The organism is Thiomicrospira sp. (genome assembly GCF_036568485.1).
Taxonomy (GTDB): Bacteria; Pseudomonadota; Gammaproteobacteria; order Thiomicrospirales; family Thiomicrospiraceae; genus Thiomicrospira.
The window spans coordinates 1-13,177 of the sequence record NZ_DATCSL010000104.1 but is presented as its reverse complement, the minus strand read 5'-3'; the positions used below and the strand labels follow the sequence as shown (position 1 = coordinate 13,177).

8 protein-coding genes and 1 pseudogene are annotated in these 13,177 nt (G+C 45.0%); 1 reads left to right on the top strand and 8 read right to left on the bottom strand.

Translation table 11 applies throughout. The features are described 5' to 3' along the window. Positions 1–678: pseudogene (locus tag VIM91_RS10110) on the top strand (hypothetical protein); the annotation flags it as partial. Between the two features lie 29 nt (positions 679–707). Here the strand turns inward: VIM91_RS10110 and VIM91_RS10105 are convergent. The 8 genes from VIM91_RS10105 to yajC form a co-directional block, all read right to left on the bottom strand. Next, the gene (locus tag VIM91_RS10105) at positions 708–3,086 is read right to left on the bottom strand and encodes an HD domain-containing phosphohydrolase (RefSeq protein WP_331864698.1); all 2,379 of its coding nucleotides are present in this window, start codon (positions 3,084–3,086) and stop codon (positions 708–710) included. Between the two features lie 16 nt (positions 3,087–3,102). Next, on the bottom strand, positions 3,103–5,256 hold the full coding sequence (locus VIM91_RS10100; RefSeq protein WP_331864697.1) for an adenylate/guanylate cyclase domain-containing protein: 2,154 nt from the start codon (positions 5,254–5,256) through the stop codon (positions 3,103–3,105). A 2-nt stretch (positions 5,257–5,258) separates the two neighbouring features. After that, positions 5,259–6,617: a tetratricopeptide repeat protein gene (locus VIM91_RS10095; protein ID WP_331864696.1), complete on the bottom strand. Its 1,359-nt coding sequence runs from the start codon at positions 6,615–6,617 to the stop codon at positions 5,259–5,261. After that, a complete protein-coding gene (locus VIM91_RS10090; protein WP_331864695.1) occupies positions 6,614–8,086 on the bottom strand; it encodes a FecR domain-containing protein in 1,473 nt (490 codons plus the stop codon). Before VIM91_RS10090 ends, VIM91_RS10095 begins: the two co-directional genes overlap by 4 nt. Before the next feature lie 216 nt (positions 8,087–8,302). Further along, complete coding sequence (locus VIM91_RS10085) at positions 8,303–9,877, bottom strand: peptide chain release factor 3 (protein ID WP_331864694.1); 1,575 nt, start codon at positions 9,875–9,877, stop codon at positions 8,303–8,305. A 17-nt stretch (positions 9,878–9,894) separates the two neighbouring features. Then, positions 9,895–10,908, bottom strand: a complete 1,014-nt coding sequence (gene secF, locus VIM91_RS10080; RefSeq protein ID WP_331864693.1) for a protein translocase subunit SecF — start codon at positions 10,906–10,908, stop codon at positions 9,895–9,897. Between the two features lie 9 nt (positions 10,909–10,917). After that, positions 10,918–12,801, bottom strand: coding sequence for a protein translocase subunit SecD (gene secD / locus VIM91_RS10075; protein WP_331864692.1), 1,884 nt, complete (start codon positions 12,799–12,801; stop codon positions 10,918–10,920). A gap of 81 nt (positions 12,802–12,882) precedes the next feature. Continuing rightward, positions 12,883–13,177, bottom strand: a 295-nt coding sequence (gene yajC / locus VIM91_RS10070) for a preprotein translocase subunit YajC (RefSeq protein WP_331864691.1), incomplete at its 5' end; no start/stop codon positions are given.

The window sequence follows — 13,177 nt, the reverse complement described above, 5'->3', positions numbered from 1 at the left end:
TCTTTACATGATCAAGGTGAGAGCTTAACCGCTGAGCAGGAAACCGAGTTACACCGCATTTTGAAATACATCAACTCACTTTATACGGTCTATACCAATATTTTGCTGTATGACCGCAAAGGCACCATTATAGCGGTGTCCGATCCGGCTCAAGCCGAATTAGTGGGACATTCGTTAGGTCAGGTTCGTGACACTCAAGCTTGCTTGTTATTAGATAGCACCCAAAGTTATACCGTATCGGAATTTGAGCAAACCAAACTTTATAACAATCGCCCTACTTATATTTATCATGCGGCGGTTAAAGATTGGCACAATATTAAAAAGAACGTCGGCGGCATTGCCCTGGTGTTTGACAGCGAACCACAATTTGAAGCCATGCTTAAAGATACCGAACCAAAATACTTGATCAAGGAAATACAAGAAGCCTCATTTAGTATGTTTGTGCAACTTAACGGTATTTTGGTGGCCTGCAGTCATCCTGACTTTGCACCAGGCCTGGTAATGGATTTACCGAATGAGTTATTGAACTTTGAACCGGGTAAAACCGGCACACTTGGCTGGAAAATCAACGGTAAAAATTATGTGGTCGGTTATCAAATGACCAAAGGATATCGTGAATACAAAACCAGCGACGGCTATGACAACCCGATCCTCGCGCTCGCTTTAACGCCGATTTAATCCAAACCACCAGGCCTGGTGGTGACTACCTAGAGGTCAGAGAAATCGATACTGACCTCATCTATCAGCTCGGCAGGCAAGTGACGCTGGGCATACTCTAAATAAAGTCCAGACTGATAAAAAAACTTCACCAGACCGCGATCTAAATCATCGTCTTTGGCCATGAAATACAGAATTTTCATGGCCACCGATAAGGGGTTAGCTTTTTTGTAAGGCCGGTCATGCGCAGTCAAGGCTTCAAATACATCGGCGACGGCTAAAATTCGTGCATCAAATGAAATCTGGTCACCTTTTAAACCCAATGGATAACCTTTACCATTGATTTTTTCGTGGTGCGCACCGGCAATGTGAGGAATATCTTTGTATTTCTCCGGGAAAGGTAGTTGCTTTAATACTTCCAAACCGATTTCGGCGTGTTCATTAATAATCAAACGTTCTTCGTTGGTTAAGGTACCTTTTTGCACCACTAAACAATAAGCTTCTTCAGGTGTAATCAGCGCCAGACTTTGATCACCAATTTGAAAAGGTTCATCCGCTAATTTTTGAATGGCCAACACTTGTTCACCCGGTAAAAATTCGCCACCCGTATTACTTTTTCTAACCAATGCCAAACCTTGTTCCAGCTGGCTTAGGTGGTGCAATAGCTCGGTTTCAATCTCAGCTTGACGATCAGGATATGTTAATTGCATGCGCAAGGCGTTTTTTTCCATTTCAGCTCGAATGCGTAAGGCACGCTCTTCAACCAGCTCAATGCGGTCAAAGTGCCCATCCAGCTTGGTCGCTTTATCCATCACCGTTTCGGGCGTAGCGAGCTTACCTATATCGTGCATCAGCGCAGCTAACTTAATTTGTTTGGCCTGCTCATCGGTATAGGCTTTGTCAGCATAGGTCTGTTGATCGTGATGTACAGCCTCGGCCAGTAACTCGCTTAACGCAACCATGCGATTAATATGGCCGGCCGTATAAGGAGATTTGCGCCCCATTGTATAAATGATGCTGTTTAAAAAAGATTCGAGCAGGTTTTCCAAGTCATCAATCAATTGCGTATTGGTGAGAGCAACCGCCGCCTGCGATGCCAAAGATAAGGTCACCGCTTCGTCTTGCTCGGAAAAGCTTACCGTGGTTTGATCCACCTCTTGTTTGTTAAGAAGCTGCAACACACCAATCACTTTTTGCTCAAAGTTGCGCAGCGGGATCACCAACATGGATTGCGAACGATAACCGGTGCCTTGATCAAACTTTTTGGTGCCATCAAACGAAAAACCTTCGGCTTGATAGACGTCTTCAATATTAATAACCCGATCTTCCAACGCGCAGGTGGCCGCCACCATTTTTTTATTTTCGCGGCCATCCTCTAAAAATAAAGGTAAAGGCGGCCAGCTGATTGGATCACCTGTGCCGCCCATCTTAATTGCGAGTGAATCGGTTTGCGCCACGGTAAAGTGTAATTGCTGCTCTTTCAATAAATACAACGTACCACCATCCGCCCCGGTCAAGTTTTTGGCCTCAGACACAATCATTTCTAACAGGTGGTTAATGTTTTTTTCCGCCGAGAGGGCCACCCCAATTCGATTGAGTTTTTCAACTTGTTCGGCCTGATTAATCGGCTCGTAATGTTTGATAATCTCACCCGTATCAAGTTGAATCTGGTCGCCTTCATTAAGTATATTTTGATTGGCTAATCCAATCGCTTTTAGCTCGCCACGTATCTCTTCCAAGTAGGCCGGCTTTAAATGAAACACGTAAATTTGTACATCGTGTCGCTTGAGGTTTAATAACTCTTGTGCGAGCAGCTTAGGCGTTAAATGCTGACTGGCTTTCGCAATAGCTGACAGTCGATTCGGAAACGAAACATCCAACACCACTGACCGCACCGCTGGATTGTCATTAATCAGTGACCAAATCTCAGGGTTACAATAACCATCCCCGCCAAACACCAGGGCTTGATCCGCATGTTGAATCACATAACCACAGCTGCCTGGCGTGTGATAAGACTTGATGGGGGTTAATACCAGGCCTGGTTCTACTTGGTAAGACTGATTGAATTCAATCGGCACAAATTCTAGAGCACATCGAGTCGAACCAGGTAGTGTAATCCTTGAAAAATCCGGCCATATTTGATTGTTAAACAGATGTTTTTTCAATGCGTCCAGCGTGTCAGGCAAGCCAAACACTTGTAGAGGTTTTTGCCGATCTTCAAAGTAATGATCCAGCCAAAAGCCTAAATCTAAAATGTGGTCCAGATGCGCATGAGTTAAGAAAACCCGCTCCACCAAGCGAGCTTCATCACCCAAACCATTCAACATGTTGCCTGCATCTATCAAGGTCTTATCCGACACTTGAATGCAAGTGGTCTGGGCCGACTTCGCACGACTGCCGTGTGCGCCTAAAAATCGAATACTATGCATGGTTCGAATCTCTTGATTATTTGGTGGTCAAGGTAAAGACACCGTCAAAATTCGGCGGTGGATTCTCAATATAATGTCGGCAACGCTCAACGTACATCGCATAAAGCGTTTGCGGATAATCTTTGTGCAAGGCTTCAAACAAATTCAAAGCTTGGTCAAAACAGGCCTGGTGGTATGCATCTTGTGCCAGGTTATAACCTTGTGCTTCGGCTTCTTGATAATCATACCAGGCCTGGTGCTGATCGCCCAAACACTCATACACTGAAACCGGTTGCACTTTGCCTTTTACCCGAACTTTATCCAATAGGCGAATTTTATAACTTTGCGGGTTTTGCAAAGCCGCTAGCGTAAATTCAGTTAACACAATTTGCGCGCCATAAGGTTTACACAAGCCTTCTGCACGTGAGGCTAAATTTACAGAATCACCAATCACCGTGTAATCTGATCGGCCCAACGAACCCATTTCACCCACTACAGCCAAACCGCTATTAAGACCAATGCCAATCTTTAAATTAGGCAAACCATCTAAAGTGAGTTGTTGGTTTAAATCTTCGAGCGCAAAAATTTGCTCAATCGCGGCTTGTAAAGCTTCATCGGCGTGGTTTTTAATCGGCAAAGGTGCGTTCCAATAAGCCATGATTGCATCGCCAATAAATTTATCAACCGTGCCCTGATGACGAGTAATTACCTCTACCATAGGCGTCATATAACGGTTCAGCAACTGAATAAGCGCCTGGGCCGACCCCATTGTTTCGGATAAATTGGTAAAGCCACGAATATCACTAAACAAAATGCTGATGTCTTGCTCACGCCCCTCCAGCACCAAATCATCTGGGTGATTAATCAGTTCTTCCACCACCGCGGCCGACACTTTTTGAGCAAACCGACTTTTAATTCGCGCTTTTTGCTGGGATTCATAAAAATAATTCACCACCGTCCCCAGCAAGAACAAGCCAACTAACACGAACATCGGCATGATGGTGTTTAACAGCAGACCTTGCTGAGTAAAAGCATAGTAATGTCCAAAACCAATACTTAAAAACAAACCCGTTGCGACGAGAAAGCCAGCAATAGACCCCAACCAGATCAGCATGGCTCCCACTACCAAGCTCAATAATACTATGCTGACCAAATCGGCCCCCAATACCCACATGGGCTTGGCAATAAACTCTTGGTTTAATATATTGTCTAGCGCAGTCGCGTGTACCTCGACCCCGGGATAAACACTATCAAACGGCGTCGCTCGCAAATCTAACAAACCAGCCGCTGACGTGCCGACCAATGCAATTTTTCCTGCCACTTGTTCAGCCGACACGCGCCCATGAATAATATCGGTCGCTGAAATATATTGATAACGATAAGATTCACCACGGAAATTTAACAATAAGCGCCCATAGGTATCGGTCGGGATACGCAAATCGCCGATATAAACCGATTCCACCCCGTTATTTTCATACTGAACCGTTAAACGATTGTCGCCCAATATAATGCGCATCATTTCCAAACTTAAGGCCGGAAACAACATGCCTTCATACTCCATTACTAAAGGCACACTGCGCACCACACCATCACTATCAGGAAGGGTATTGAAATAACCGCTTGAATAAGCACTGTTTTGAACTTGAGGAATGTTTAAAACCGTACGATAAGGCTTAAACAAATAGGAGGCATTGGGCTTATCACGCTCAACAATAATAGCTTGTGAAGTCGGCGCTGCACCCGGCATGACTGGATCAGGGTTTTGGATAAATACATAACCCAAAATGGTCGGCGTTTCAGCCACACTCTGCGCTAACATAGCATCAAAGTCAGGTAAGTCTTGCGTCGGCAACCCCAAACGTTCAAATACACGCTTGGGTGAACTGTTATCCGGTTCGGCAAACACCACGTCCATCCCAATCATGCCTACTTCAAGATCGGCCAAACCTTTTAATAAGGCCGAAACCTGATCACGTGGCCAAGGCCATTGACCGATTTCTTTTAAACTTTTTTCATCAATATCGATAACAACAATCGCTGGATCAGCTGGTAATTCGCCGCGCCAGAGCATCATTTGGTCTTTGATTTTTAGCTCGAATGGCTCTTGCAGGTGAGATGCATAAAACGTGACGTATAAACTGGCAAATAACACACTCAAGGTCAACACAACTTGGATAAGGATCCTAGTCATGTCTAAAACCGATAAGTGTAATTGAGATTGGCCTGAGTCTTATTAAACTCATAAGGGCCTTGATTCGACTGGTGAACAGCCTGACTTAAATTACCTCCGACCAAAGATACGCGATTAAGCTGGTATTGGCCGCCCAAATCAAAACGGCTAATTCGGTCAGAGCGTTTATTTGCAAACAACCAGTTTTCTTGTTGATAATCTGTCGTGGTAAACGAGGCGCTGGCAATCAACCGCCAACGCGCGCTTAATACCTTGCTGGCGTTCAATTTCAATATTTTTTCGGTCAGTGAGGCCGGATCCGAATCAGCCTCTTTAGCTTGCTGACGATTTTCATAACTGAAGTTCGCCGTTAGAATCAAAGGCTTTTTGCCTATCGCATGGCGGTAACTCATCGAATAAATATTCGACCAAGCATCTCGAATCGAATTTTCACCCGCATACTGCATCGAACGCAATTTATAACTCGCCGCCAAAGTTTGGTTGGCCGACAGCAACTGCTCTAAACTCGCCCCTAACGAAGCATTGGAAAGATAGCCCTCACCATCCACAAAAACACGATCAACCTCAAGTGGAAACGCCACTTTATAAATATCATGTTGATAAGTGGGCGCCATCAAAGCACCAACATAAGTTACATTGTTTTGGGAGTAATCTTTATTGAGACGATTAAACCCGACGATCTGACTGTTTAACGTCCAAGCTTGACGTTCACCTAAATCATAGCTGTGATTGTAAACCAGTGTTTGACCAAAACTATAATCTTGAGCCTCGGCGTTTCCGGATAATTCTAAGCCACCAAAACCATCCAGGGCAAAGTTATTACCCGCACCAATATCGTTATTAGCATTGGAATCATAGCCTAACGTTAAGACCAGTGTGGTGGCATGAGAATGCCGCGATTGCTGTCTTTCAATGCGGGTTTTAAAATCGAGCACATTTTGACGCACCGCATCTGGTAAATTGGCATTCAATGCCCTGTCCAATTCGGCATGTGCCAAATCATATTCACCCATATCAAAATAAAGCTTCGCCAATTCTAAACGCGTGCGTACGCTTTGTGGATTCAGCATTAAGACACGATCAAACGCCGCAATCGCTTGGTCATTTCGTTTTAAGGCCGCCGCACTCATAGCAAAATAAAAATTAACCAATGCATTGGCAGGTGCTCGATTTAGTAAGCTTTCTAATGCCACATAAGCTTGATTAAATTGCCCCTGTTCATATAAGGACTTTGCCGTTTCAAAATCGGCTTTTAAAGCAAGCTGAGTTTGCTGACGGGTGTCTTGTTCGCTAGTGGCTGCATAAAGCGGAAAACTACAAAGGTTAAAAATCAAAAATGACTTAACAAAAAACTTAATCACTGCTTAACCGCCTTAAACACGCCATTGGCTTCGTAGAAATCAACTGTCTGTCCTTCCGAGCCAAAATAAAACACCCCACCAATTGAATTGGCTTGTGGCCCGAAAAATCGACCATCCATATAGCCATAAGCAAATGCTGACTCTTGATTAAGATCGCCAGAGGCACTCGTGCTAAATCCACCGCCTTCAACATAACCTGAATCAATCATCAGGTTCCAATCTGTACTTGCTGAACTGAACGATACCGCCCCGTTTACAGTATAGTTTGCAAAGTTAAAATCTAAAGACAGGCTACTGGCATTAATCGATTCAACCGATTCATTGTTTAGAATGACCTCTCCTAAAAGTTGACCCGTGTAAGAATAAGAACCCGACTGGTTCGTTAACATTGACTCAATATGATTAGATGCCGCCGTGGCTTCTGTACCGCCAACCCAATAGCCAGATATGCCATCTTGCTCCCAAGTACCCCAGCCTACATTATTATCAAAAGTGCCAAGTAGCTCCGATTGTGAAACTTCAAACGCGTATCCATAAAGTTGATCATCTAAGTAAGGATCACCTTGACAAGGCTCAAGTTGGCAATCTATTAAAGGTTCTTCAATCAGGTAATCTGATAACAAAGATGGAATTTTCCATCCCACTACCGACAAACTTGAATTTGACGATAGCTGACTATCAATTTCTTGTTCTATTTGAGTGTTCAATGCTTGATCGACAAGACCTGTATTTATATTTGGTGTTGTATTATTGACTGAATCATTTTGTTCGGTTGGGTCACCTGTATTTTGCAAGCCGTCTGGCTCTTCATTAGTGCCAGCTTGATTGCTACCTTCCCCTGTTGATCCACCTGATGATTGCTCACCGTCCTCATTCATTTGTTGCAATTCTTGAGGCGTCAGAGGTTTAGGTGGCTCAGGTGGTTGGCCAGGGGCTATACGAGTAAATTGGCCGGCGGGCACCTCAACGCTCAAACCGGTTTGGTCTTCTATAACAAAGATCAAACCGCTCAGCGTCGCAATCATTTCGCGCTCAGGTGTAATTCGACCGCTAAAGATCGTGCCGCGAATCCCAATGGTAGCCGTGCGGGTTTTGACTTTGAATTTATCGGGCGCGGCTTTGCCAATTTGGCCGGTGATGGCTTTAAACGTGCCTTTGGCGATATTGAATTTGGCTTCAGCTTGGTTAGAGCCTTCGTTTAAAAACGTCTCGACGCCAAACTCGGTGTTATGTCCAAGCGTGATCACAGTGTTGTCGCTAAAACGCAGCTGAGCACGCGCCTGATCGCCCGTGACAATCTTATCTTGCTCTAGAATCGATGAGCCAGTTTGCGCTTCGATCACTTGATCCGCGCGCTGAATCTCGACAGCACCCGTCGCCAACACAATCGTTCCAACCGACGACCAGGCCTGGTGGCTAAAAAACAGTAAAAAGATAAACAGGACTAGAGGGTTTGGATGCTTAAACATGAGCTATCCCTTTGTCAAAGTAGTGGTTATGTAAATTTTACCAAACATAAATCTAAAAAACGCCTAAATTACAAGACATTAGCATTCACTAACACCTCGATCGCACTTATATATACAGAAACTAAGACTTGAAATAAAACCTTCAGAAACGACAAAGCCACCAGGCCTGGTGGCTTTGTCGTTAGTTACGCTTAGGTGACTGAATTTTAGTCCGACCTAATGCTCACGAGTCGCAGTGAATTTTAAATTCGGCCAACGCTCTTCGGTTAATTGTAAATTCACTCTTGTTGGTGCAATGTAAACCAATTGATCGGCGGCATCGTAAGCTACGTTATCGGTTACTTTATCGAGAAACTTAGCAATTTCGGCCTTGTCCCCTAAAACCCAACGCGCAGTGGCCACACTCACTGGCTCAAACTGGCAAGCCACTTTATATTCATCGGCTAAACGTTGCGCTACCACTTCAAACTGCAACACCCCCACCGCGCCTAAGATTAGGTCGTTGTTGTTGATGGGACGATAAAGTTGGGTTGCGCCCTCTTCTGAAAGCTGGGTTAAGCCTTTTTGTAAAGCTTTCATTTTCATCGGATCTTTTAACTGAGCGCGACGGAATAACTCGGGCGCAAAGTTTGGAATACCCGTGAATTTGAGATCTTCACCCTCGGTAAAGGTGTCGCCAATTTTGATTGTGCCGTGGTTGTGCAAACCAATAATATCACCCGGATAAGCCACTTCAGCCTGCTCACGCTTGTTCGCTAAAAAGGTGATGGCTTTGGAAATTTTGACATCTTTACCTATGCGCACATGTTTTAGCTTTTTACCCGCTTCGTATTTGCCCGAAACGATGCGCATAAACGCAACCCGATCTCGATGAGCTGGGTCCATATTGGCTTGGATTTTAAACACAAACCCGGTCATTTTTTCTTCAGCCGCGTCCACAAAACGGGTTTCGGTTTCACGTCCTTTTGGCGGTGGCGCATACATGGCAAAGCCATCTAGCAACTCTTGTAAGCCAAAATTATTCACCGCAGAACCAAAAAAGACAGGCGTCAGTTTTCCGCTTAAAAAACGCTCTAAATCAAATTCATGACTTGCGCCACGCACCAGTTCAATCTCATCACGCAATTCTTGTGCTTGGCTACCAATTAACTCATCTAAACGCGGATTATCCAAGCCTTCCAACAACTCGCCCGCGCCGGCTCGCTGACCATCGGCTTGGGCAAACAGGCGTACCGTGTCGTTATAAAGGTGATAAATGCCCTTAAAGCGTTTACCCATACCAATTGGCCAAGTCATGGGCGCACATTCGATTTTTAGAATGTCTTCGACTTCATCCAATAACTCTATCGGCTCTTTACCTTCACGGTCCATCTTGTTGATAAAAGTCAAAATCGGCGTATCACGCAGACGACACACTTCCATCAATTTAATGGTACGATCTTCAACGCCTTTGGCGACATCGATAACCATCAAGGCGGAATCCACCGCGGTTAATACACGATAGGTATCTTCCGAAAAGTCTTCGTGACCGGGCGTATCGAGCAGGTTCATCATCACGTCTTTATAGGGGAACTGCATCACAGATGAGGCCACCGAAATACCACGTTCCTGCTCCATTTTCATCCAGTCAGACGTCGCACCTCGGTCGGTTTTACGACTTTTAACGGCGCCCGCCATCTGAATCGCACCACCATAAAGCAATAGTTTTTCAGTCACGGTGGTTTTACCCGCATCGGGATGCGAAATAATCGCAAAGGTACGGCGTTTGTTCTTTTCTAAAATTAACGACATCGAATCTATTTACTCATTTAATCTTCTAGCTTACGTTTGGCTTCCGCCTCTAAAAACGCGCGTTGCAATTCGTCCTCTGCTTCTTTCGGATCAGCACCTTCTTTGACGGGTGGCATCAAGTCTTGTTTCGACACACCCAGCATTATGGCGACATTGCTCGCTACATAAACAGATGAGTAGGTCCCCACGACGACACCGATCATCAACGCAAAGGCAAACCCATGAATAATTTCGCCGCCCAAAACAAACAATGCAATCAACACCATCAACGTGGTCAAGGACGTCATAATTGTGCGCGATAGCATATCGTTTAATGCTTTGTTAGCGACTTCGGCTGGCGAACCTTCTCGCATCGTACGGAAAAGCTCACGCACCCGATCAAATACCACAATCGTATCGTTCAAAGAATAACCAATTATCGCCAGCAAGGCCGCTAATACAGTTAAGTCAAATTGAATTTGAGTCCAGGCAAACACCCCAACGGTAATCACCACGTCATGCACCAAGGCGGTAATTGCGCCCAATGAAAAACGGAATTCGAAACGCAACGCGACATAAATCAAGATACCGATTAAGGCATACAAAACCGCTAATGCGCCATCCGAGGTGAGTTCTTCACCAACCTGAGGGCCAACAAACTCAACACGGCGCAGCTCTATCTGTTCATCGCTTGCTGCTCGCAAAGTAGCCATAACCTCATTACTCAAGGTCGCTGAAGCCATATCTTCACGTGGTGCAATACGAATCAATACTTCGCGTGACGAACCAAAATGTTGCACTTGCGCTTGTTCATAACCAGCCGCAACCAGTTGATCACGCACTATATTTAATTCCGCACCATTTGGATAAGACAGTTCAATAATGGTTCCACCAGTAAAGTCCACCCCCAGGTTTAGGCCTTTATACCAAAGCCCTACCAATGAGCCGATAATTAACACCAACGACAAAATCATCGCTGGCGTACGTACTTTCATAAAATTGATTTTGCCTAGATCAACGGAAGTCTGAGTCGTCGTTTGTTCTTGTGTCATGCTGACCTCCTAAATAGACAATTTCGAAACACGTTTGTTACCGTAAATCCAATTTACGATTGCACGTGTTCCCAAGATGGCGGTAAACATTGACGTTATAATGCCAATGGTTAAGGTAATCGCAAAGCCTTTAATCGGCCCGGTACCAAAACTAAACAATACAATCGCTGCCAATAAGGTGGTGATATTCGCATCAGCAATTGTGATAAAGGCTTTTTCATATCCCGCATGAATCGCGGTTTGAATCGAGCTATTTTTCAGCTCCTCCCTTATACGTTCAAAAATCAGTACGTTAGCATCCACCGCCATACCCACTGTGAGCACAATCCCGGCAATCCCAGGCAAAGTTAAGGTAGCTTGCATAAGGGATAAAACAGCCACAATCAACACCAAGTTTAAAACTAGGGCTAAATTAGCAATCATGCCAAAGACCTTATAGCGCCAAGCCATCAGAATCAGTACTAAAATAAAACCAACCACTACCGACATTAAGCCCTGGTCAATATTATCCTGCCCCAAGCTTGGGCCAACTGTGCGTTCTTCAACAATTTCCATCGGCGCTGCTAAGGCACCTGCACGCAGTAATAACGCCAAATTTTGCGCTTCTTGCGGACTGTCTAAACCAGTAATCTGGAAACGGTTAGCAAATTGATCACGAATGACTGCAGCGTTAATGACATCGCGTGTCACCACACGCTGCTTGACCATCTCACCATTTTCTTCGACTGTATCGACGCGACTTTCAATAAAGACCACCGCCATCCGATTACCAATATTGTCACGCGTGGTATCGAGCATACGACGCCCACCCGCGCCATCCAGCGTCACGCTGACTTGTGCTGAACCGGCTTGCGCATCAATACCTGACTGTGCATTAATAACACTGTCACCCGTCACGATTACACTACGTTGCAATAGGATCGGACGACCATCGCGGAATTGATAAAGTTGAGACTGACCCGGCGCCACACCAGTACGCTGGGCGCGCTCAGCATCACCGCGTTCATCCACTAAACGGAACTCAAGTGTCGCAGTCGCGCCCAAAATTTCTTTAGCGCGAGCGGTGTCTTGCACACCCGGCAACTGCACCACAATGCGGCGTTCACCTTGTTGCTGAATCACAGGCTCGGCCACACCTAACTCGTTAATACGATTACGTAAAGTGGTAATATTTTGCTGTAGCGCGAATTTTTTGGTCTCTGCGATCACACTGTCTGATAAACGCAATGACACGCTGGCCTGTTGATTTTCATCAACCGATAGGATTTGCATTTCGTTAGCGTATTCTTTTTCTAACTCAACCAATCCCTGGTCGCGTGCATCCGCACCACGAAACACCACTCGAAGGGTTTCATCTTGATAATCGACCGATTGATAACGCACGCGGGCTTCGCGTAAAAGATTACGAATTTCGTCGTTATAACGACGATACGCACCTTCCACCGCCGCATCCATATCAACGTCCATTAAGAAATGAACCCCACCGCGTAAATCAAGACCCAAATACATGGGCTGGCCACCTACAGAACGCAGCCAGGTAGGCGTCGCAGGTGCTAAATTTAACGCCACGACGGCTTGACGTTCAAATAACTCACGTAATACATCATTGGCCTGCAACTGGGCCTCAACATCGCTGAAACGCAATAAATACTGATTGCCGTCAAACTCCAAAGTTTTCGGCGTTAAACCGGATTCAGTCAAGCGTGCTTCGATTGCCTGCGTGGTTGTTTGATCAAACTGGCCCGCTTGGATTGGTGAAACCTGAACCGCTGGATCATCGCCAAACAAGTTAGGCATGGCATAGGTTAAACCTAAAACCACCACCGTAATGAGTAGAAGGTACTTCCAAGCCGGAAAGCGATTGTTAATAATATTACGTTGAGATTCAAACATGTGATTTGCCTTTACAATGGCCGCTAGAATTTTGTTTCATCATGAAAAAAGGGGCCTTAGCCCCTTTGTTGACTTGATTGATTAAGCTTCGCTATCAGTTTCAGCTTGATCTTTCTTATCATTATTTGCTGTACCTTTTAACGTGCCTTTTGGCAACAAGCGAGCAATGTTTTGACGATCCACTTTTACTACAACATTGTTTGCAATCTCAAGATCACAAAATGCTTCGTCTAGGTCGCGAATTTTACCGCCGATACCACCGTAAGTAATGATTTCATCACCTTTGGTTAGCTCGCTTACTAACTTGCGGTGTTCTTTTACTTTTTTCTGCTGAGGGCGGATCAACAAAAAGTAGAAAATAACAAATAGCAAAATT